Raw genomic sequence first — 21,093 nt, forward strand, 5'->3', positions numbered from 1 at the left:
GTGTGCTTTCTTTTTAAGATATAGAAATTTTGACGTTTAATGGTTTTACGAGATGAGCATAAGGTTCGCCTACTAGCATAACAATTTCATCTTTTTTATAACCTAACTTTTCGTATAGTGAATAGGCGCGTGTGTTTTCTAAATTAACAAGTAAAGCGATTTTTTCATGCCCTTTTTCAGTTGCATAGATTTCGGCAGCTTCAATTAATTTAGAACCAATACCTTTTCCACCGTGTGCACTTGAAACTGATAATGTATCAATGTAATACTCATCAAGCTCAGCTTCTTTTTCTAACGTAATCGATTCATCTTTATGTAATTCTCTTAAGTGATGTACAATTGGTGCGTCAAGCTGTGTTGCTTCACTACCGTGATAAGCGACAATAATTCCAACTGCACTCTCGTCTTGTTCATAAATAAAACAGTTTTCGTAGCTCAGACGGTTATTTTCTTTTGAGAACCATGTCTCAAGTCCTAGTAATACTTCTGCTTCAACTGTGCTACCTGTGATTTTTTCAGCAATTTCATGCAGAGCATTATACAATAAAGGAGCTATTGCCATTGCATCTGTCTTTTTTGCTTTCCGAATCATAGTATCCCTCCTAGTTCTATTTGTATATTGTAGCATAGTGGTATGGAACTTTGCATAATTGAATGCCGAAATGTTTGATATAGAGAAGTAGCTATGTTAGTATATGATATTTAGTGGACATATAGTAAAACGATATTGTTTGCGAAATAACGAAAATAAAATCATGGCATAACAACAAGATAAAGTGAAATGTTAATCAGTAAGATTTTTTGTTCATTCCACGACTGATTAGTAGTCAATACCAATCGGACTACCCGCAAATAGCGGGATAATTTTACAGTTGTTGACCTATAGAATATACGATAGAATAAAATATTGCAGAGAGGTGAAATACATGGATAAAGAATTAGCAAATACAATTTTAGATCAGCTGAAAAATGGTGAAATAACGGAGTATGTTGTTACGAAAGATGTATTTTATACGTTCAGAGAAGTTGTTGTAAATAGAGAAGACTTTAAGCATTTCATTGGTAACGCACAGCGAGGCGGGCAAGTGATTTATACATATTCAGAAACGCCACGTTCATAAAGGGGAATTTTGATCAGCAGGGCATCCCTCACTGATTAGTAACCTTCACCAACTGGACGTTTAATGTGGGATAAATAAAAGATAAAGGAGAGGGGAATTATGGGCGATTTTAAACAAGGCATTTTACCACATTGGGATTATATGTGGAAAGATAGAGCCGGCAATAGATTTATGGGAATGGTTATGTATCCAGAGAAACGAAAATGTTCAGCAAAAATGCTTCAGAAAATAAAAAGAGCATATGAAGAAGCGATAGAAATTAAAGTAACTGTACAAGTTCAACATACATATCAGTATGTTGAAGGAATGATTGTATACTTTGATGAAGAGGCTCCTGTATGTACAATGCTTGATAAAGATGAAAATCCACATCACATATTTGTAAAAGATATTTTGCGTATTGAGCACTCTGAATAAACTTTTCATAAATAAATTGAAGTTCCATAATAATAATCTTTTTCTATAATAGTTATCTTTTAGTATGTAACGAGAGACGAAAGTATATGTATAATATATTTAATAAGGTAAATTTGATAAATGTAATCGTTTTTTAGAGCAGATTATCGTTTTATATCTGTTCTTTTTTGCGTGATGCTGGAGAAATATATTTCTTCAGCATCTACCGTTTTATGACAAAATATATTGTTAACTTTTTTAAAAATAAGGTTAAATTCGTTGACAACTTTTTTGAAAAGCACTTTATTGACATGAGTTTTAGAATGTTGTTTCATAGTCATTGTATTGAAAAAAAACGGCTATCATGTCGAAAAGTAAAAGTTAAAAAAAGAAAGAATTTATACATATATCTTGTGTCTTATTTTGAAACGTAATACAATATATAGAGAAATCAAGAACAACATATAGAGAATATAGATTTGAGAGGGAGGGTCGGAAATGTTAGTTGCATATGATTCTATGACAGGAAACGTGAAGCGTTTCATTCACAAATTAAATATGCCGGCCGTTCAAATTGATGAAGATCTAGTAATAGATGAAGACTTTATTCTTATTACGTATACAACAGGTTTTGGCAATATACCAGAACGTGTTTTAGACTTTTTAGAGCGCAATAATGAAAAATTAAAAGGCGTATCTGCAAGCGGCAATCGTAACTGGGGAGACATGTTCGGTGCAAGTGCTGACAAGATTTCTACTAAATATGAAGTGCCTATTGTATCAAAATTTGAGTTATCTGGAACAAATAACGATGTAGAATATTTTAAGGAAAGGGTGCGGGAGATTGCGACACATTGAACTGAATAATGAAATCACGCAAATGCAGGACGGTTTTTATCAGCTTCATAAAGATAAAGAGGCATTAGAAGTCTTTATGGAAGAAGCTAGAGAGAATACCGTTCCTTTTAATAGCGTGGCAGAGCGAATGGAGTATATGAAAGAACATGATTACTATTACAACGTTCTGGACGAGTATAGCTTGGAGGAAGTAGAGGAAGTATATAACATCGCTTATGGTGAAAACTTCGAGTTCCAATCTTATATGGCAGCATCTAAGTTCTACAAAGATTATGCGTTAAAAACGAATGATCAAAAACAATACTTAGAAAGCTATGAAGATCGTGTAGCAATTGTTTCATTATACTTAGGACGCGGTGATGTTTCGAAGGCAAGACAATTCGCAAGCATGATTGTAAAACAAAACTACCAACCAGCGACACCAACCTTTTTAAATGCGGGAAGAAGCAGAAGAGGAGAAATGGTGTCTTGTTTCTTGTTAGAGATGGACGATAGCTTAAATTCAATCGGCTTTAACATTAATACTGCGATGCAATTATCGAAAATCGGCGGGGGAGTAGCTTTAAACTTATCTAAGCTACGCGCACGCGGTGAGCAAATTAAAGGTATCGACAACGCTGCAAGTGGCGTAGTACCTGTTATGAAGTTGCTTGAAGATTCGTTTTCATATGCGAATCAGCTTGGTCAACGAAAAGGTGCCGGTGCAGTATATTTAAACATTTTCCATTGGGATATTATTGAATTCCTTGATACAAAAAAAATAAATGCCGATGAGAAGAGCCGTATTCAGTCTCTATCAATCGGAATTATCGTTCCAAGTAAGTTCTTTGAGCTTGCTGAGAAAAACGAACCTTTCCATGTTTTCGCGCCTTATACGGTTTATAAAGAATATGGCAAGCATTTAGATGATATTGACATTGATGAAATGTACGATGAATTAATGAGCAATCCGAAAGTGAAGAAGAAGCCACTAGATATTAGTGCACGTGATATGCTTATTAAAATCGCTATGATTCAGCTTGAGTCTGGTTACCCATACTTAATGTTTAAATCAAATGCAAATAATCAACATCCATTGAAGGATATTGGAACTGTGAAGATGTCGAACTTATGTACAGAAATCTTCCAGCTTCAAGAAACTTCAGAAATAAATGATTACGGTACAGATGACATTATCCGTCGTGATATTAACTGTAACTTAGGATCGTTAAATATCGTAAACGTAATGGAAAATAAAGAAATTCGTGAAGCAGTTCATGCGGGAATGGAAGCTTTAACAGCTGTTTCTGATATGACGATTATTCCGAATGCACCAACTGTGAAAAAAGCAAATGACGAGCTTCATTCAGTTGGACTTGGAGCAATGAACTTACACGGATATTTAGCAAAAAATAAAATCGCTTATGAAAGTGCAGAAGCGAAAGAATTCGCTCGTACATTCTTTATGATGTTAAATTACTATTCTATTGAGAAAAGTATGGAAATCGCTACAGAAAAAGGCGAGACATTTAAAGACTTCGATAAATCTGATTATGCGAATGGCACATACTTCGAAAAGTATGAAACAACAGATTACAGCCCAGTAACTGAAAAAGTTCAGCAACTATTTGAAGGAATTCATATTCCAACAAAAGAAGATTGGACAAGTTTAAAAGAGCAAGTGCAGAAGAATGGTTTATACAACTCATATCGTCTTGCTATCGCTCCAACACAATCAATCAGTTACGTTCAAAATGCAACTTCAAGCGTAATGCCGATCGTAAGTCAAATCGAATCAAGAACATATGCGAACGCGACAACATATTATCCAATGCCGTATTTATCAAAAGATACGTTCTGGTACTATAAATCTTCTTACGATATAAATCAGTTTAAATTAATTGATTTAATCGCAGAAATTCAAGAACATATTGACCAAGGAATTAGTACAATTCTTTACGTTAATAGTGATATTTCAACACGTGAATTAGCACGTTACTACATCTATGCACATAAAAAAGGCTTAAAGAGTCTGTATTATACGAGAACACGTAAATTAAGCGTAGAAGAGTGTGTGGCTTGTACCGTTTAATATAAAAAGTGAGACATGATGAGCAGGGTTTTCTGAACCCTGCTCATGCTTAGTTATCATATTTAGAGAAGGGGCGATTTAATGCGTGCGGTAAACTGGAACAAAAAAGAAGATGATTTTAGTTTAATGTTTTGGAAGCAAAATATCGCTCAGTTTTGGACAGAAGAAGAAATCGCGGTATCTTCTGACAAAAATACTTGGGCACAATTATCAAAAGAAGAGCAGGTTGCTTATAAGCGTGTATTAGGTGGTTTAACACTGTTAGATACGAAACAAGGCGGCGAAGGGATGCCACTTGTACTTGTTCATCTTGAAAATTTACAAGCAAAAAGTGTATTAGCTTTCATGGGAGCTATGGAAGAAGTACATGCGAAGAGTTACAGTCATATCTTTACGACGTTAGCTACTGAAGAAGAAATTGATGATATTTTTGAATGGGTAGATACTCATCCATTACTTGAGAAAAAGGCTGGTATTATTACTGGTTACTATCGTCGTTTGTTAAAGCCTGAAGTAACGAAAAAAGAGTTATACATGGCAATGGTAGCAAGTGTGTTCTTAGAAAGTTATTTATTCTATAGTGGATTCTTCTATCCGCTTTACTTAGCTGGTCAAGGAAAACTAACAGCAAGTGGTGAGATTATTAACTTGATAATTCGTGATGAGTCAATTCACGGCGTATTCGTCGGTATTTTAGCACAACAAATCTTCGCAGAACTTTCTGCAGAAGAGCAACAAGAAGTGCAAAAAGAAACACAAGAGTTATTAATGGAACTATATGAAATTGAAATGGCCTATACAGAAGAAATTTACACTTCTATCGGTCTTGTAGAAGATGTAAATCGTTTCGTTCGTTACAATGCGAATAAAGGGCTTATGAACTTAGGACTTGAGCCGAAGTTTGAAGAAGAAGAAATTAACCCAATCGTTTTAAATGGTTTACGTACAGATACGAAAAACCATGATTTCTTCTCTGTAAAAGGAAATGGTTACGTAAAAGCAACGAACGTTGAAAAGTTAGCTGACGATGACTTCGTGTTTAACTTTTAATATAGGATTATAAAGAAAAGCTGTCTTATTCATTGATAAGACAGCTTTTCTTTATAATTTTGTTTACATAACACTATTATTTCTATATAGCGATTTATGTTTGGGAAGTTCTATTCGGTTAACGGATAGAACTTTTTGTAATTAAATGGGTATTTACAAACTTTTTGTATCGGTGTATTATTTAACTAGTACACCGATACAAAAGGAGGGAAGAAATGAAAATAGAGTTTTCTCCAAATATACCAATTTACATTCAGGTAATGGAATACATAAAAAAAGAGATCGTAACAGGACATTTATTGCCTGGTGATAAAATTCCCTCTGTCCGTGAATTAGCGAGTGAATTACAAGTGAATCCAAATACGATTCAGCGTACATTTCAAGAGCTAGAACGGGATGGAGTTGTTATAACACGTAGAGGAATGGGACGGTATGTAACGAATGAAGGGGAGAAAATTATGGAGCTGCGAAAAGAGATGGCGAAAGAATTACTTCATTCTTTTATAGATGGAATGGACAATTTAGGTTTTTCAGAAGAAGAAATTCTTACAATTCTTCGTTCTTCATTACATGATAAGAGGGAGGAGAGCCAATGACAGAGCTATTAAAAATAGAAAACTTATGGAAGAGATACGGATTAAAAGCAGTGATCCGTGAATTAAACATAGAGATTACGGAAGGGAAAATCGTTGGGCTTGTTGGAGATAACGGGAGCGGGAAAACGACGTTATTGAAAATGATTGCAGGCTTGCAACACCCTTCTGAAGGTAGTATCACAATAGACGGTAAAAAGGTAGGATTACAGACGAAAGAAATCGTTTCATTCATGTCCGATAAGCCAGTCTTTGATGATTGGATGACTGTAAAAGACGCTTTATTTTTCTACCGGGATTTTTATAAAGACTTCGATATTCAAAAAGCGGTAGATACGATTGCAGAATTTAAAATACCGTTAGAAGAAAAAATTACAGCATTGTCAAAAGGTATGATAGAGAAGCTGCAAATCATTTTAACATTTTCTCGAAAAGCGAAGCTATACGTACTGGATGAGCCATTGGGCGGGATAGATCTTGTTTCTAGAGAACATGTACTTGAGTTAATACTTAAATTTTATCGTGAAGATTGTACGCTACTTATATCGACTCATTTAATAAGAGAAATCGAAAATATATTCGATGAAGTAATCTTTTTGAAAGATGGAGAAATAATATTACATGAAAATGTGGAAGAACTACGATTTCAAAAGGGTAAAGCAGTACATGAGCTGTTTAAGGAGGCCTATGAGAAATGAGTCAGCTTTTTCTTTATCTGTATAATTGTAATAAGAGAAAGATAGCCATTATTTACTTTGGTTTTATTACAGTTTCATTAATTCTTTTATTTAATATGAAAGGAGTTTCAGGAGTTAGAATTTCAGGTAGGCAAGATATAATTATTATTATATTCTTTATCGTACTAGGTATAAATGGATTTGCAATTCTTTTAACAGGTATATCGTCTTTTCGGAAAATGTTAAAAAACTCTATGCTACGTTATACTTCTATTTCAGCAAAAAAGTATATATGTGCAAATATTTTATTCTGTGTACTACTCTTTATGATTTTGCTAGGAATAGGAATCATTTTTCTATACTATTTTTCTTTAAATATTTACAATGGAAAAACTAATTTAGGTATTCAGCAAGCAATACACAGTTTATATAATTATGGAATATTACATCATATGTTATCTATTTTATTATGGGGACTAGATTTTCTTAATATGCTAGTTTCTATTTATTTTATTATAGTAATTGTAAAACTATTAAATGTGAAATCATCGATGAATAAAGTTGCTTGTTTAGTTTTATTCGTCATTTTTACCGCATTTAATGGAGGAATAACGTATATTTTTCAGCAAATAGAAAAGTATGTGTTTGCTATAAATAATATTGGATTTATAGATCAAAATGGTTTTTTAAATACATCATTTTATTCTGGTACAGAGATTACAATTTTAAATCTATTTTTTAATTGTTTATTAACAATTATATTACTAGTAGTTACAGGTCACATAGTCGATAAAAAACTAGAAGTCTAAAGGAGGAATCAGCATTGGGAAACGTAGTAGTAAAGTTAGAGAATGTTCGAAAAAGGATTGGTGGAACGGAAATTATTCGTGGTTTATCATTTGAGGTTCGTGAAGGAGAAGTATACGGATTCCTTGGGCCGAACGGTAGCGGTAAGACGACGACGATCCGTATGATGACAGGTCTTATTTCAATGACAGAGGGCGATATTACAATTTGTGGACATAGTATTCGCTCGGAGCGTGAAAAGGCACTAGAGCAAATTGGAGCGATTGTAGAAAATCCTGAACTATATGATTATATGACAGGAATGCAAAACTTAAAGCATTTTGCGAACATGGCCATTACTCCAATTAGTAAAGAGCGCATTGCTGAGATTGTAAAGCTTGTTGAATTAGAGCATGCGATTCATAAAAAGGTGAAAACATATTCACTTGGTATGAAACAACGTTTAGGAATTGCACAAGCATTACTTCATCAGCCGAAAATCTTAATTTTAGATGAGCCGACAAATGGATTAGATCCAGCTGGTATTCGCCAAATTCGTGATTATTTACAACGTTTAGCGAAAGAAGAGAATATTGCTGTAATCGTATCAAGCCACTTATTGAGTGAAATTGAATTAATGTGTGATCGCGTTGTTATTATTAAACAAGGTGAGTTTGTACAAGAGTACAACTTACATAAAAAAGTGAAACATGATGAGGCAGTCGTTGTAGCGTTTGAAGTAGATGAAGTTCAGAAAGCAAATGAAATCATTAAAGGTAAAGCAAAAGGGAATGTAATTGTAGCATCTGTAACAAAAGACAACATTCCGCAACTTGTAAAAAAACTTGTTCATGCTGATGTGCTTGTATACGGAGTTACTGTTCAAAATAAAACGTTAGAGGATGAGTTCTTAGCGATTACTGGGGAGTGAAAGCGTAATGTTTAAATTAATTCAAAATGAATTTTTAAAGTTGCATGCGAAAAAAGGTATGTATATTTTAATTGGTGTCATTGCGGCACTCGAAATTTTAGGTACTTTAGCAATGTTGAAGTGGGGAAAAGGTGATGAGTTTAAGGGATCATATTTAGATTATGCAAACTCAGAGATTGGCTTAATTGTTTTATTTACAACGATTTTTGGGATTACACTTGCTGCCCGTACTCTTACTGATGAGTTCCAAAAAGGTACAATTAAACAATTGTTAATCCGTCCAAGAAAAAGACTTGCAGTTTTATTTTCTAAATATATTACAGTGTTATTAGCAATGTTATTTATCGTATTAGCTGGTATGCTAAGTGCAATGATTATTGGCGGTATTGTAATGGATGGTAGTAAAACAGAATTAACGTTAGGAATCGTAATGAAGTCCACTTTATATCAACTACTTTCACCATTCTTTTTTGCAACACTTGCATTTTTCCTAGCAAATGTCTTTAGAAAGTCTGTATTACCATTAATTATTACGATGTTCCTATTCTTCTTACAAGGTGCAATTAACATGGTATTAATAATGTTTGCAAAAAGTGTAGCGAAGTTTGTAGTATTCAACCATTTGGATTTAAGAGCTTACGATAGTAATAAATTAATCAATGGTGGAATGGAACCAACATTTACAGAATTTACGTTTACAACTTCATTATTACTTGTAGCTGCATACTTTGTTGTGTTACTTGTAGCATCAAGTGCATTATTCCAAAAACGTGACGTATTATAATAAAAGAAATCCCCGCTTGTAAAAACGGGGATTTTTATTACATAAATTTCACTTGGATTGCAACTTGAAGAACAGCGATATGGTATTTTAAGAGCTATGCTGTTTGAAATGATTTGAGAAAAATAGGAAGGATTTCAACTATATTCATATTATAATTTAGTTATCCTGCTATTTATAGGGAAAGGATTGCCTATAAAGTACTGATTAAAGTTTTATTTTATTTTTACTATCTTTGGGGGTGTTCTATATGCACTATGCATTTTCACGTATAAGGCTACGTAGCTTTTTTGGATGGATGATTATAGGGGTGTTCCTTATAATGATACCATTAGGTCTAGCAAATGTTTCTGAGAATACGATGGAGGTTATTTCACAAATAACTGTATTTTTTGTATTTCCGTTACTTTGGCTATACGTAAAAACAAATAAAAATAATGTTGTATTTAACAGTTTTTTTGATAAGCCAGGGCGTTTATCTTGGGGATTAATTGTATTAGCAACGATAATGGGGATGATTTTTTCAGTTGGCATATCTCAGATTCAATTTTACATATTAGCACATACGTTACCGAATTTCTTAGTTACTATGCTAGAAGACGGAAATGTTATTAATACGAGTAACGTATATATGACGATATTTACTTTCATTTCAGCATGTGTGTTAGCACCTATTATGGAAGAGGTTATTTTTAGGGGATTTTTCTTACAGCGGATGGCTCATAAATGGGGAATTAAAAAAGCTGTAATTATATCTTCAATTATTTTTGGCCTAGGACATTTTGATGTTATTGGTGCGTTCATGTTTGGTGTCGTTATGTGTCTTTTATACATAAAGACAAAAAATATATGGACGAATATAGCTGTGCACGCTCTAAATAATTTGATTGCAACAAGTATGCAATTTTTCGGTGGAGAAGAAAGTGGTACAATCTCAATTACTGAATTACAAGCGCAAAGTAATTTATGGATTGGTATCGGTCTTACAGTTGTTGGATTACTATGGTTAATTCCGTATGTTTGGAAACAATGGCGTACAGTAAAAGAAGTTGGCGTGCCACCAGTACGTTTTATAAATGAGCAAAAAGTAGTGAATTCATCACAAGAAAATGAAGTGTATAGTCAAGTGATCGTAACCGATAGATTGATGGCCATAGAGTTACCAGATGAGGCTGTAAATAAGCTTCGGTTAGAAGAAAATGATTATGTAACAGTAGCTGTAGAAGAAGATAAAATCGTTATAAAGAAAGCACATAATAGATAATTAAAAAGTAGCTCTTAGGAGCTACTTTTTAATTTGTAATAATTTCTACACGAAAATTATTACCATTCTTTACATATTTAATATCTGTAACAGTGCGGACTGTCTTTAAAATCTCCACTTTTTCACCAATTCGCGGGATGGTCGGAACATTGTCCCAAATACCAAGCAAGTCATCTAATTGTGCCGTTTTTTCATAAAACCAGATTTTCAATGTAAAGCCCCTTTCTCGAATTTTATGTATTTTAATACATAATATATTATTTTTATTCTTATTGTAAGGGGTTTTTTTATAATTTATGAATAAAAATAAATTAATCTTCTGGGAAGATATGTTCAATATCAGGAGTAAGAGATACTTCTGATAATACGATATGAGAAACTGTCGTTGCATATGAAGAAACATCATTGATAAATTCTTCAAGTTCAACGAGTGAAGGAACAGAAATTTTTACAATGTAGCATAAGCTTCCTGTTACTCGGTAACAAAAACTTGCAGATGGATAAGACTGAATAAACTGTTGCATACGTGTTGTATCACCATTTTTTAAAGTGATTTCTAAAATACAATCTAAAACTAGTCCTGCTTTTTTATAGTCGATATCGATTGTATATTTTTGAATAACGCCTTCACTTTCAAGTTTACGAACACGTTCTGCAGTAGACGGAGCAGATAAGTTTACTCGTTTCGCCAATTCACGCATAGAAAGGCGACTATCATTATATAATTCATTTAAAATTTTTCGATCAACACGGTCTAGTTGCATTTGTAAATATACCTCCAGTAAAATAATGATTTTTGTAAAGGAAAAATATAAATTAAGATTCATATGAAATGTAAAGTGAACGTTATTTATTTTACAATAAAACAGAAGGAAATAGGAGGGAAAATGATGGAGAGAATTTCATTATCAAATGTAGGAGATACAAAGTTTCAAAAGTTATTAGGGCATAATTCGGATATATTACACTCGTGGAGTAAGTTAGAAGATACACTGTACAATAAAGGAACTCTTTCAGCAGAGTTGAAGGAGCAAGTGAGAAGAACATTAGCGTATGGGAATGAATGTCCGTACTGTATGGCAAAGGGAAGACCTGATGATGTGCAAAAGGCAGAGGAGATTGGTGTAGCCGTTACTTTTGCGCATACATTTGTTCATAACCGAAAAGCAATAGATGATACTATGTTTCACGTATTAAAACAATATTGGACAGAAAAAGAAATTGTAGAGCTTTGCGCCTATGTTTGCTTTATTACTGCGTCACAACAACTTGGTTTTCTATTTCAATTACAGCCAAATTAAGGGGGAAATGATGACAAATCAAATAGCACTTATCATAATCGATGTACAAAAGGCATTTCAATTACCAGATTGGGGCGAGAGAAATAATATTTTTGCTGAAGAAAACATGAGAATTTTGTTAGAAGAATGGAGAAAAAGGGAACGACCAGTTTTTCATATTCAACATGTAAATAAAGAAAATGCTCAGTCAATGTTTTATGAGAGAGCGGAAACGGTAAACTTTAAAGAAGAAGTGCAACCACTACTTGGTGAAGTGGTTATTCAGAAATTCGTTAACAGCGCGTTCATTGGGACAAATTTAGAAGAGCAATTAAGAAAGAACAAATGTAATGCAGTAGTGGTTGTAGGATTAACGACAAATCATTGCGTGGAAACTACGACACGAATGGCAGGGAATTTAGGATTTACAACATATTTAGTGAGTGATGCAACGGCTACTTTTAACCGTATAGGTTTAGATGGTAAAGAGTATAGTGCAGAAGATATTCACAATATGACACTTGTAAATTTACATGAAGAGTTTGCTACGATTGTGACGACAAAAGAAGTGTTAAAATTATTTTAAGAAAATAATTGCGAATTATGTAGAAAAAAATAAGAATATTTCGTATAATCTAAGTACAATCATTTTGAAAATAGGGGTGGCATCATATGGAGCAAATTTCAGTAAAGAAATTAGAAGAGGTACTTGTTGTAGCAGGGGATGATAAACAGAAGCAAAAGGAATTTTATGAATTGCTCTTATCTACTGAGTTTTATGTTGCTGGTTCACTAGAAGCAGAGGACGGGGCAACAGAAGGAATACTTCGTTTGCGTCATTTCCAAGGAGAAGGTAGATGGATCGTTCCGTTCTTTACACAAATGGAATTTGTAAAAGATGTGTTGCCAGAAGGAACGCCCCTTATTACGATACGTGGGAAAGAGTTATTTGGTAGCATTGAGAAAGATGCTACAGCTGTATTAAATGTTGGCACTGATATAAGTAAAACATTTATTCCAGAAGAAATTGCAGATATCGCATCTGGACGAATTTTTAATTATTATAAGTAAAAGTAAAAGGAAAAGCGTAATCGCTTTTCCTTTTACTTTTTAATTTGAATATGAAGTGGTTATACCAGAAGAAATAGAGACTGTTTTATTATTCGTGTTTATTGTCGCTGTAGCTCCAAGTGGAATACCGATGTTTGGACTTATATGTCCAATTGGTAAATCGAATAGGACAGGTATATGATATGGCGCGAAATATTCATATAATATTGTTTGCAATGATTGAGATGGCTTTGAAGGAGTGCAGTCGTGACAACTTGTGAAAATAACGCCCCTGCATTCATTAAACTTTCCAGATAAAAGTAGCTGATTTAACATACGGTCAATGCGGTACGGTTCTTCACCAATGTCTTCAAGTAATAAAAGTGTATTGTCCGTATTTATCTCGTAGGGCGAGCCAATTATACTTGCTAACACAGCTAAATTTCCTCCAACTAACGTACTTGTAACTGTACTGTGGGAGCTAGGTACGATACATTCTGATGCAGATAAAATGGTTGAATACGGATGGAATAGCTGATTAAAAGAGGATAAAGATAGGGAATCAATACCTTTTCCTAGTTCTTCAATCATCGGACCATGAAATGTTATAAGCTTTGCATAACGTGAAACAGCAGTATGTAAAGCTGTAATATCGCTATATCCCCAAAAGATTTTTGGATTCTGCCTAATAACTTCATATTGAATGTGAGGAAGAAGACGAGCACTTCCATAACCACCTCGTGCACAAAAAATTGCCTTCACTTCATTATTTGTAAATGCTTCATGTATATCGTCAAGCCGAACTTGATCACTTCCGGCTAAAAATCCATATTTCTCGTAAACACTCTTCCCGATTATTACGGATAACCCCATCTCTTGTAATACATTCACACCTTTTAATACATTTTCGATTGTAGGTGGACCAGATGGTGCAATAATCATTACTGTATCACCTTGTTTTAATGCATTTGGATAAATCATTAAGCTCAGCCTCCTTCTCTTTCAATATATTCGCTTCATATGAAGTTCAACCCTTGCAAAAGCAGGGGAAAGCTTATCAAATAAAGAAGATATAAGGGAAATAGGAGGGAAAATGATGTTTACAAGTCGAGTAACAGACATATTAAAAATTGAGTATCCCGTTGTTCAAGCCGGTATGGCAGGCGCGATTACGACGCCAGAACTCGTTGCAGCAGTAAGTAATAGCGGAGGATTAGGGACGCTTGGGGCGGGCTATATGAGCCCAGAACAAATTGGTGAAGCGATTTATAGAATAAGAGAACTAACAGATAAGCCTTTCGGTGTTAATTTACTTGTAACGAAAGAGATACAAATAGAAGAAGAGAAGGTAAATGAGGCGAAAATATTACTAAGCGGAGTGAATAGAGAATTAGGTATAGAAGTAGAAGGAACGTTAAAGCTTCCAAAAAGCTATAAGGAACAATTACAAGTGTTATTAGAAGAAAAAGTACCGGTCGTTAGCTTTGCATTTCAAACGTTAGAAAAAGAAGAAATAGATGACTTAAAAAGAAGTGGAATAAAGGTTATCGGAACAGCTACCCATGTGACAGAAGCAAAAGTACTTGCAGAATTAGGGGTAGATATAATTGTCGGTCAAGGCAGCGAGGCAGGGGGGCATAGAGGAACATTTGTCGGGAAAGAACAAGATGCTATGATTGGTACTTTTGCGTTAATACCTCAGTTAGTAGGGGCTGTTCCGCATATCCCAATTGTCGCAGCAGGTGGTGTAATGAACGGACAAGGGCTTGTTGCGGCATTGGCACTAGGAGCAGAAGGTGTTCAAATGGGATCGGCCTTTTTAACAAGTGAAGAGAGTATTACGCACGATGTGTATAAAGAAGCGGTTTTACATAGTACAGATACGAGCACAACGGTAACTCGTGCGTTTTCCGGGAAATATGCACGGGGTATCCGGAATGAATTTATAGAGAGACATGAAGGAAAAGAAGAAGGGCTTCCGATGTATCCAGTGCAAAACGTATTAACTTCTAAAATACGCCAAGAGGCAGCGAAGCAAAATAAGGAAGAATATATGTCACTTTGGGCAGGACAGGCAGCATCGTTGGCACGAATCGAATCAGCTCAGCATGTAGTGGAGCGAGTTATGAAAGAAGCGGAGAATGCAATCGAGCAATTACAAAATATATACAAAAAGACCACTTGAGTAATTCAAGCGGTCTTTTCATTAGTTTGCTTTATAAAATTGTTGGATGGCTTCGTCGATGTAAACCCAGCCTTTCCAACCTAAGTGCATATGATCTTTTAAGAAGTATTTATCGTATTCATGATTTGAGAAGTCGGCAATTGGATAACCAGCTTTTTCGATTTGCTCATGAACTTTCTTATAGTATGCTTCGCGGCGTTCTTTCGGGAATCCAGCGTAGTCGTACCAAGGACCTTTGACAGGAACAGAAATGAAGAGTGGTTTTGCACCAGATTGTTTTAATAAATCAAGTACAATTTGTAAATCTTCATATTCTGGCGATTGGTCATAAGCATCATTTTTTAAGTAACCTTCACGTTGCTTTAATTTTTTCTTAATTTTGCTATTGAAATAATCATCTTCAATACCGTATTCATTAGATCCAGATTCTACTGCACCTGTTTGATCCGCATGTTTACGAGCCTCTTCCCAGTTCATTTGTTTTAATGAAGGATCAAGCTTTTCTTTGTGCGGTTTAATATTAAACATAGCTGTAAATAAATCTTTACGATCTAAAATGTTACGATAAATATAAGCGAAAGGTTTAGCAGCAAGTGCTTTTACTTTATACTTCGTATCATCATAAGCAATGCCTTCAAGCGAAATTTTTAATAAAGTTTCTTTTTTTACAATCTCAAAGTTTAATAAACGCTTTGCAATTTGTTTTTTCATTTCAGGTTTTAAATCATTGTTGAAAATGAAATGGTAACCTTGTTGCTTTGAAAAGTTAGGTGCAAAGTGCGTTTCATCAATACCTTGTGGTACAAACCATTGCGGAGAAAGAACGAATACCATTTTCTTATCTTTCAATTGATCCATTGTAGATGCGAAGTTTAACACATGTACAAGGTCTTGTGTTCCGCCGCGTCCAAGAAGGAATGGCGTAAATCCTTCAGGCTTTACTTTAAAATAATTAGATGGATGGAAAGCATCCATACGTGCGAATTCCGATGAACCGTACATCGGAAGATATTTTGGATCTGCTAACATCTTTTGCTGTAAAATCATACTTTGAATTTTTTCTTCTTTTAAAGAAGTAGCAGCTTGTTCTACTTTTTCATCACTTAAAAGTGGAAGTAGGAAGCGCGTTGGAATAAGTAAGAATACAGCAAAAAGGGCCAATGCTAAAAGCATCGGACCAAATTTTGCTTTGTTCATCGGATTTCTTCCAACTTTTTAATAACCATGTTTGGTGTAGCCCACTCGTCACGGTCAAAATCAGAAATAGAAACTTCAATATCTAAACGCTCTTGGAATTCAACTAATAAAGATACTACAGCGAAAGAATCAAGGATACCTTCTTCAAATAATTGAACATCTAAGTTTTCTTTCACAATATCGTTTTCACATACTTCTTCTAAAATATCTAATACTTGCTCTTTGAATTCTGCCATTTTTAAAATCTCCTTTATATCCGAAATATATTATATGTGCAACTTCTTAATGGAATAAGAAGGGTGCATTAAAAGTATCTGTTAAGGTGTCCAGAGAAAATTAGGAAACCGAAACATACAACGTGGAACGTAATTACAATCGCAAGGATGCGTGTAAATTTATTGTTTGGCCAAAACTTATGCTTTTTGTTTTTTCGTTCGAAAATATCAAATAAAATAAACAGTGCGGCATGATATAGACCATAAATAATATACTGCGCAACAGCGCTTCCTTGGATATGCCAAATTCCCATAATGAAAAAGTTTAAAAATGCACCGATATACGAAATTGTGTAACGGTTCTTAATTAACTTTTTCTTCGTTGCAAAAAAGACGAAACGCATGTAAATAAAATCACGGAACCAGAATGATAAACTCATGTGCCAGCGGTTCCAGAAGTCTTTAATATTACGACTAAGGAATGGCTTATTAAAGTTTTCTGGCGTTTTAATTCCCATCATATAACTTACACCAATTACAAAAGAGCTATAACCAGCAAAATCAAAGAATAGATATAAGCTATAGCTATACATGTAAATCATATTTGAAAAGATTGTATCGTGTTGAGCGAATGCTGGATCCATACAATATTGCTTTATTAAGTAAGCAATAATAAATTTATACAAGAAACCTTGGAAAATACGATTTAGTCCTGTATATAGTAAATTTTGATATTCTTCAGCGCTAGGTGGCTTTTGAATATCTTTTTGGAATCTTCGGTAACGATCGATAGGTCCTGTTGAAATCGCAGGGAAGAATAAAACGAATTCCCAGAAGTTAAAGAAAGAAAGCTCTTTAATTAAACCATCGCGAACTTCAAATACCATTTGAACTGCTCTGAATGTTACGTAAGATATACCTAGAAAAACAACAAGTTTTAACTCAGGTAATAACGATGCAAATGGTGCGATTTTTGCCAAAATAAGAGGCAAAATCGATAAAATAACAGCTATGCAAAATGTGAATGTACTATTATTTTGTTTTCTTAAAATTAAATAGCCTTTAATAAGGACATATTGCCAAATAATAAATGCAGCTAACATCATTGCTTGCTTCGGTTTATCCGAGAAGATAATAGCAATCATGACTAATGTTAAAACGGCATTATATTTACGCAACATTTTACCTTTTAATCCAGCTATGATAGTAGGTATTAATAAAATGCCCACTATAGCGAAAAAATAAAATGATCCATATGCGGTCATGCTGTAACCTCACTCAATAATTTTTTGCGATCTACCTTTCCATTTGGTGTCATTGGAATAGAAGATTGATACATGAATTTACGTGGAATCATGTAGTTTGGTAATCGCTCATTGAGTTCTTTTTTGATTGCAGATGTTAATTTGAATTCTTTTTCAAACGAATGCTCCCCAGGAACAACAACCGCTAATAAATAATCGTATTTCTCACCTTTTTTAATTGGAACGATAACTGCTCCTTCTACGTAAGAACACGCACGAAGGTGATGCTCAATTTCTTCTAATTCCATTCGATAACCATGCAGCTTAATTTGGAAATCAAGACGACCATTATAGAATAGAAGACCATTTTCAACATAGCCAGCATCGCCTGTTTTATAGGCACGCTCACCGTCAATCATAGTAAATGCTTTTTCTGTTAATTCAGGGCTTCCTAAATATCCAACGCTTACGCTTGGACCGACAATTACGATTTCACCTTTTTCACCATCAGGTGCAATCGTGCCATCTTCTTTCATAATAAGAAGGCGACAGTCTGATTTACAATAGCCAACTGGAAGTGATTTGTATTGATCAAGCACTTCTTCTGTCACGTGAATACCTGTTACAGCGACAGTAGCTTCTGTTGGACCATACGTATTCATAATTGTTGCTTTCGGGAAACGCTCAATTAATTTTCTAGCTACTTCATTTGGTAACACTTCACCGCAGAATAAGAATGTTTTCATGTTCGGTAGCATATTCTCAGAGAAAGATGCTTCCATTAAACACATTTCAGCGAAAGAAGGTGTGGAAGTCCATACTTGAATATCCGATTGCTCTAAAGAAGCAAACAAGTCTTTTGGACGCGCAATCATATCTTTATCGATTGCCCAAAGTGTACCACCTGTTACTAATGATGGGTAAATATCCATTACAGATAAATCGAATGAGAAAGGTGCTTGGTTTAAGAATACTTGCCCTGTTTGTAAGTTGAAATCTTCTACAGCCCATTTTGTAAAGCTAACAAGGCAGTTATAAGTAATCTGAACCCCTTTCGGATTACCTGTGCTTCCTGATGTGTAAATAATGTAGAAGTTCTCATCACCTTTTACCGCATGTTCAGGATTTGGAGTGTTCCCTTTATGAGTAAAGAAAATATCTTTTAAGTTGTCTTCACTTACGATGCGAACTGGTAAATCAGTTACAGTTACTGCTGTTGCCGATAAAAGTAATTTCGCACCAGAATTTTCAGCAATACGTTGTACACGATCAGCTGGGATAGATAAATCTACAGGAATGTAAGCATGTCCAGCTTTTACACATCCTAAAAAGTTAATAATCATTTCAGGTTGCATATGGCCATACACCATAATTGGTGAACGATCGTCTGGATACTCAGAAGAAATCCAATGTGCTAACGCATCAGAATCTTCCTTTAATTGTTTGTACGTAATTTTCGCATCTCGCCAAACAAAAGCGGTTTGATCAGGCGTTTCTGCAGCCCACTTTTCAATTTGTTCTAATAACTTCATAACGTTCCCACCCTAGAATTCATTGTAAATAAATGTACTTGTGTTTGTATCATGGAATCCATACAACCAAAGTAATGCAAATAAAATTGCAAGATAATAAACCGTCTTTGCAACCCATTGTGTGAGTGGTCGAGACCATATCTCTTTTAATCTTTCCATGTCTTTCCCTCTCTTAATGAAATAATAGCTCTTTGTAGGTATCATGTCCTACATTATTGTGAAAAAAACAAAATCCCACATTTTAGGTAAAAATAAGTCAAAAGGCTCTTTTCTGATATTAGCACTAAATACTAAAAAAGAAAATCCCTAACTTAGCAATTATATTACATTCAGCATGAATTTGTAATGGGTTTGACATGTAAATAGAAAGTGGATTGTGTGAATACATAAAAGTGGACTATAAGAATACGTAAAAATGCAGTATTTGTTTTTATTAATCATTTAAGACGGAGTAAAATTTTAAATTTCTAGTTCTTTTGAAAAGGAGGAAATTATCATGAATAGAGTGTGGAAGAGTCTAATTTCGGAAGAAAATATCGTGAAATGGAGAAGGCATTTTCATAAGTATCCGGAATTATCATTTCATGAAAAAGAAACTTCGCAATTTATATATGATACATTATGCTCATTTTCTTCTTTTGAAGTAACGAGACCGACGAAGTATAGTGTACTAGCAATCAAAAGGGGTGTGAAGCAAGGGAAAGTAATTGCGATTCGAGCTGATATAGATGCTTTGCCAATTCAAGAGGAGACAAGTAAATCTTATACATCTGTGAATAAAGGAATGATGCATGCATGTGGGCACGATGCTCACGCAGCTATATTATTAAGTACTGCAGAGGTGCTTAATAATATGAAGGAAGAGTTTGTAGGAGAAATTCGTCTATTCTTTCAGCATGCAGAAGAAGTATACCCTGGTGGTGGACAAGAAATGGTTGAGGCGGGTGTTATGGACGGTGTTGATTATGTAATAGGTTTACATGTTATGTCTGGCTTGGAAAGCGGGAATGTAGGAATTGTATATGGACCGATGATGGCAGCACCAGACGTATTTACAGTTGAGATCCAAGGCAAAGGAGGGCATGCGGCGCGGCCAGAAGAAACGATTGATCCTATCGCTATCGGAGCGCAGATTATTACAAATCTACAACATATCGTATCTAGAAATACAAGTGCTTTCATGCAAAGAGTCGTTTCAGTTACGCAGTTTCATGGGGGAGTGGCTGACAATATTATTCCTAGTACAGCAACTTTAATGGGAACTGTTCGTTCATTTAATCAAGCATTGAGGGTGGAAGCAGAAGGGAAAATCGAAAAAATTGTGAAAGGAATTACAGAAGCACATGGAGGATCGTATACATATACGTATCGATATGGATATGATCCGGTTATTAATGATGAATATATTACGAAAATAGTAGAAGAAAGTGCACTACATTTGTTTGGGAATGAGCATGTTGTGAAGCTTGAACCTTCTATGGGTGGGGAAGATTTTTCAGCATATTTAAGAAAAGCACCCGGTTGTTTCATTAAATTAGGAACAGGTAATGAAAATATATATACTTGTTATCCACATCACCATCCGAAATTTGACGTGGATGAATCAGCATTAATTTGTGGAGTGGAGCTATTTTTAGAGACGACTATAAGATTACTAAAATCATAGAAAAACAAAAAAAGGCAACTGCGCTCTATCGCAGTTGCTTTTATTTCTTTCCGTCAGAGAGGGCTGAGAAAGAACTATGCTCATTTATAGTATATGAATAGCTAACGGACAAGCTTGTACATTTTAATCATTTTTTTAAAAATAGTTGTTGACATTGATAATCAATGTCAATTAATCTAAATATAGTTGAAATTGA

25 protein-coding genes are annotated in these 21,093 nt (G+C 34.5%); 16 read left to right on the forward strand and 9 right to left on the reverse strand.

All coding sequences use genetic code 11. The features are described from left to right. Positions 1-13 precede the first annotated feature (13 nt). Complete coding sequence (locus H6481_RS03940; protein ID WP_000619547.1) at positions 14-592, reverse strand: GNAT family N-acetyltransferase; 579 nt, start codon at positions 590-592, stop codon at positions 14-16. Between the two features lie 334 nt (positions 593-926). Here H6481_RS03940 and H6481_RS03945 point away from each other — a divergent pair, with 334 nt between their 5' ends. From H6481_RS03945 to H6481_RS03995, 11 genes are all read left to right on the forward strand, one after another. Then, entirely contained in the window at positions 927-1,121 is a 195-nt protein-coding gene (locus H6481_RS03945; protein ID WP_000356686.1) for a hypothetical protein, read from the forward strand. A gap of 99 nt (positions 1,122-1,220) precedes the next feature. After that, positions 1,221-1,538, forward strand: coding sequence for a hypothetical protein (locus H6481_RS03950; RefSeq protein ID WP_000502199.1), 318 nt, complete (start codon positions 1,221-1,223; stop codon positions 1,536-1,538). A 477-nt stretch (positions 1,539-2,015) separates the two neighbouring features. Then, complete coding sequence (gene nrdI, locus H6481_RS03955; protein WP_182811060.1) at positions 2,016-2,375, forward strand: class Ib ribonucleoside-diphosphate reductase assembly flavoprotein NrdI; 360 nt, start codon at positions 2,016-2,018, stop codon at positions 2,373-2,375. Further along, on the forward strand, positions 2,362-4,446 hold the full coding sequence (nrdE, locus tag H6481_RS03960; RefSeq protein WP_001215838.1) for a class 1b ribonucleoside-diphosphate reductase subunit alpha: 2,085 nt from the start codon (positions 2,362-2,364) through the stop codon (positions 4,444-4,446). The genes nrdI and nrdE overlap by 14 nt, the downstream gene beginning before the upstream one ends. Positions 4,447-4,527: 81 nt before the next feature. Then, on the forward strand, positions 4,528-5,496 hold the full coding sequence (nrdF, locus tag H6481_RS03965; RefSeq protein ID WP_001203020.1) for a class 1b ribonucleoside-diphosphate reductase subunit beta: 969 nt from the start codon (positions 4,528-4,530) through the stop codon (positions 5,494-5,496). Between the two features lie 215 nt (positions 5,497-5,711). Then, positions 5,712-6,092 carry a GntR family transcriptional regulator gene (locus H6481_RS03970; RefSeq protein ID WP_078993550.1) on the forward strand — a complete coding sequence of 127 codons (381 nt, stop codon included), beginning with the start codon at positions 5,712-5,714 and terminating at the stop codon, positions 6,090-6,092. After that, positions 6,089-6,787: an ABC transporter ATP-binding protein gene (locus H6481_RS03975; RefSeq protein WP_000137746.1), complete on the forward strand. Its 699-nt coding sequence runs from the start codon at positions 6,089-6,091 to the stop codon at positions 6,785-6,787. The genes H6481_RS03970 and H6481_RS03975 overlap by 4 nt, the downstream gene beginning before the upstream one ends. Continuing rightward, positions 6,784-7,575 carry an ABC transporter permease gene (locus tag H6481_RS03980; RefSeq protein ID WP_182811062.1) on the forward strand — a complete coding sequence of 264 codons (792 nt, stop codon included), beginning with the start codon at positions 6,784-6,786 and terminating at the stop codon, positions 7,573-7,575. The genes H6481_RS03975 and H6481_RS03980 overlap by 4 nt, the downstream gene beginning before the upstream one ends. A 14-nt stretch (positions 7,576-7,589) precedes the next feature. Continuing rightward, entirely contained in the window at positions 7,590-8,483 is an 894-nt protein-coding gene (locus tag H6481_RS03985; protein ID WP_182811064.1) for an ABC transporter ATP-binding protein, read from the forward strand. Positions 8,484-8,490: 7 nt separating this feature from the next. Continuing rightward, positions 8,491-9,267 (forward strand): ABC transporter permease, encoded by a 777-nt coding sequence (locus tag H6481_RS03990; RefSeq protein WP_182811066.1) that lies wholly within the window; start codon positions 8,491-8,493, stop codon positions 9,265-9,267. A gap of 247 nt (positions 9,268-9,514) precedes the next feature. Continuing rightward, a complete protein-coding gene (locus H6481_RS03995; RefSeq protein WP_000558812.1) occupies positions 9,515-10,528 on the forward strand; it encodes a CPBP family intramembrane glutamic endopeptidase in 1,014 nt (337 codons plus the stop codon). A 28-nt stretch (positions 10,529-10,556) separates the two neighbouring features. On the opposite strand, the gene H6481_RS04000 is transcribed toward H6481_RS03995, so the two are convergent. Beyond that, positions 10,557-10,739, reverse strand: coding sequence for a DUF3913 family protein (locus tag H6481_RS04000; protein WP_000707107.1), 183 nt, complete (start codon positions 10,737-10,739; stop codon positions 10,557-10,559). Between the two features lie 100 nt (positions 10,740-10,839). Continuing rightward, positions 10,840-11,292, reverse strand: coding sequence for an Lrp/AsnC family transcriptional regulator (locus tag H6481_RS04005; RefSeq protein ID WP_001175498.1), 453 nt, complete (start codon positions 11,290-11,292; stop codon positions 10,840-10,842). Positions 11,293-11,415: 123 nt separating this feature from the next. On the opposite strand from H6481_RS04005, the gene H6481_RS04010 reads away from it, so the two are divergent. The 3 genes from H6481_RS04010 to H6481_RS04020 all read left to right on the forward strand — a co-directional run bounded on the left by H6481_RS04010 (position 11,416) and on the right by H6481_RS04020 (position 12,879). After that, complete coding sequence (locus H6481_RS04010; RefSeq protein WP_012593181.1) at positions 11,416-11,829, forward strand: carboxymuconolactone decarboxylase family protein; 414 nt, start codon at positions 11,416-11,418, stop codon at positions 11,827-11,829. 10 nt (positions 11,830-11,839) lie between these two features. Further along, positions 11,840-12,394 (forward strand): cysteine hydrolase family protein, encoded by a 555-nt coding sequence (locus H6481_RS04015; RefSeq protein WP_000184429.1) that lies wholly within the window; start codon positions 11,840-11,842, stop codon positions 12,392-12,394. 86 nt (positions 12,395-12,480) lie between these two features. After that, a complete protein-coding gene (locus H6481_RS04020) occupies positions 12,481-12,879 on the forward strand; it encodes an SseB family protein (protein WP_000435265.1) in 399 nt (132 codons plus the stop codon). A gap of 39 nt (positions 12,880-12,918) precedes the next feature. Here the strand turns inward: H6481_RS04020 and H6481_RS04025 are convergent, their stop codons facing one another. Continuing rightward, entirely contained in the window at positions 12,919-13,839 is a 921-nt protein-coding gene (locus H6481_RS04025) for an LD-carboxypeptidase (RefSeq protein WP_098834518.1), read from the reverse strand. A gap of 115 nt (positions 13,840-13,954) precedes the next feature. On the opposite strand from H6481_RS04025, the gene H6481_RS04030 reads away from it, so the two are divergent. Continuing rightward, positions 13,955-15,043: a nitronate monooxygenase family protein gene (locus H6481_RS04030; protein WP_000495274.1), complete on the forward strand. Its 1,089-nt coding sequence runs from the start codon at positions 13,955-13,957 to the stop codon at positions 15,041-15,043. 21 nt (positions 15,044-15,064) lie between these two features. Here the strand turns inward: H6481_RS04030 and dltD are convergent, their stop codons facing one another. From dltD to H6481_RS04055, 5 genes are all read right to left on the reverse strand, one after another. Next, complete coding sequence (gene dltD, locus H6481_RS04035) at positions 15,065-16,240, reverse strand: D-alanyl-lipoteichoic acid biosynthesis protein DltD (RefSeq protein WP_001030272.1); 1,176 nt, start codon at positions 16,238-16,240, stop codon at positions 15,065-15,067. After that, complete coding sequence (gene dltC, locus H6481_RS04040; protein WP_000807310.1) at positions 16,237-16,476, reverse strand: D-alanine--poly(phosphoribitol) ligase subunit DltC; 240 nt, start codon at positions 16,474-16,476, stop codon at positions 16,237-16,239. Before dltC ends, dltD begins: the two co-directional genes overlap by 4 nt. 68 nt (positions 16,477-16,544) lie before the next feature. After that, entirely contained in the window at positions 16,545-17,720 is a 1,176-nt protein-coding gene (gene dltB, locus H6481_RS04045) for a D-alanyl-lipoteichoic acid biosynthesis protein DltB (protein WP_078993554.1), read from the reverse strand. Continuing rightward, positions 17,717-19,231, reverse strand: coding sequence for a D-alanine--poly(phosphoribitol) ligase subunit DltA (gene dltA / locus H6481_RS04050; protein WP_000770502.1), 1,515 nt, complete (start codon positions 19,229-19,231; stop codon positions 17,717-17,719). Before dltA ends, dltB begins: the two co-directional genes overlap by 4 nt. A gap of 12 nt (positions 19,232-19,243) precedes the next feature. Then, a complete protein-coding gene (locus H6481_RS04055; RefSeq protein ID WP_000440293.1) occupies positions 19,244-19,390 on the reverse strand; it encodes a teichoic acid D-Ala incorporation-associated protein DltX in 147 nt (48 codons plus the stop codon). A 337-nt stretch (positions 19,391-19,727) separates the two neighbouring features. Between H6481_RS04055 and H6481_RS04060 the strand changes: the two genes are divergently transcribed. Beyond that, entirely contained in the window at positions 19,728-20,897 is a 1,170-nt protein-coding gene (locus H6481_RS04060) for an amidohydrolase (RefSeq protein WP_071730713.1), read from the forward strand. The last annotated feature ends 196 nt before the right edge of the window (positions 20,898-21,093 follow it).

It is taken from the genome of Bacillus sp. ME78 (assembly GCF_903970865.1).
Taxonomy (GTDB): Bacteria; Bacillota; Bacilli; order Bacillales; family Bacillaceae_G; genus Bacillus_A; species Bacillus_A cereus.

Bases quoted from the DNA above. Each gene is read 5' to 3' on its own strand.
- H6481_RS03940 (WP_000619547.1), bottom strand. From the start codon at position 592: ATGATTCGGAAAGCAAAAAAGACAGATGCAATGGCAATAGCTCCTTTA.
- H6481_RS03945 (WP_000356686.1), top strand. From the start codon at position 927: ATGGATAAAGAATTAGCAAATACAATTTTAGATCAGCTGAAAAATGGT.
- H6481_RS03950 (WP_000502199.1), top strand. From the start codon at position 1,221: ATGGGCGATTTTAAACAAGGCATTTTACCACATTGGGATTATATGTGG.
- nrdI (WP_182811060.1), top strand. From the start codon at position 2,016: ATGTTAGTTGCATATGATTCTATGACAGGAAACGTGAAGCGTTTCATT.
- nrdF (WP_001203020.1), top strand. From the start codon at position 4,528: ATGCGTGCGGTAAACTGGAACAAAAAAGAAGATGATTTTAGTTTAATG.
- H6481_RS03970 (WP_078993550.1), top strand. From the start codon at position 5,712: ATGAAAATAGAGTTTTCTCCAAATATACCAATTTACATTCAGGTAATG.
- H6481_RS03975 (WP_000137746.1), top strand. From the start codon at position 6,089: ATGACAGAGCTATTAAAAATAGAAAACTTATGGAAGAGATACGGATTA.
- H6481_RS03980 (WP_182811062.1), top strand. From the start codon at position 6,784: ATGAGTCAGCTTTTTCTTTATCTGTATAATTGTAATAAGAGAAAGATA.
- H6481_RS03990 (WP_182811066.1), top strand. From the start codon at position 8,491: ATGTTTAAATTAATTCAAAATGAATTTTTAAAGTTGCATGCGAAAAAA.
- H6481_RS03995 (WP_000558812.1), top strand. From the start codon at position 9,515: ATGCACTATGCATTTTCACGTATAAGGCTACGTAGCTTTTTTGGATGG.
- H6481_RS04005 (WP_001175498.1), bottom strand. From the start codon at position 11,292: ATGCAACTAGACCGTGTTGATCGAAAAATTTTAAATGAATTATATAAT.
- H6481_RS04010 (WP_012593181.1), top strand. From the start codon at position 11,416: ATGATGGAGAGAATTTCATTATCAAATGTAGGAGATACAAAGTTTCAA.
- H6481_RS04015 (WP_000184429.1), top strand. From the start codon at position 11,840: ATGACAAATCAAATAGCACTTATCATAATCGATGTACAAAAGGCATTT.
- H6481_RS04020 (WP_000435265.1), top strand. From the start codon at position 12,481: ATGGAGCAAATTTCAGTAAAGAAATTAGAAGAGGTACTTGTTGTAGCA.
- H6481_RS04025 (WP_098834518.1), bottom strand. From the start codon at position 13,839: ATGATTTATCCAAATGCATTAAAACAAGGTGATACAGTAATGATTATT.
- H6481_RS04030 (WP_000495274.1), top strand. From the start codon at position 13,955: ATGTTTACAAGTCGAGTAACAGACATATTAAAAATTGAGTATCCCGTT.
- dltD (WP_001030272.1), bottom strand. From the start codon at position 16,240: ATGAACAAAGCAAAATTTGGTCCGATGCTTTTAGCATTGGCCCTTTTT.
- dltC (WP_000807310.1), bottom strand. From the start codon at position 16,476: ATGGCAGAATTCAAAGAGCAAGTATTAGATATTTTAGAAGAAGTATGT.
- dltB (WP_078993554.1), bottom strand. From the start codon at position 17,720: ATGACCGCATATGGATCATTTTATTTTTTCGCTATAGTGGGCATTTTA.
- dltA (WP_000770502.1), bottom strand. From the start codon at position 19,231: ATGAAGTTATTAGAACAAATTGAAAAGTGGGCTGCAGAAACGCCTGAT.
- H6481_RS04055 (WP_000440293.1), bottom strand. From the start codon at position 19,390: ATGGAAAGATTAAAAGAGATATGGTCTCGACCACTCACACAATGGGTT.
- H6481_RS04060 (WP_071730713.1), top strand. From the start codon at position 19,728: ATGAATAGAGTGTGGAAGAGTCTAATTTCGGAAGAAAATATCGTGAAA.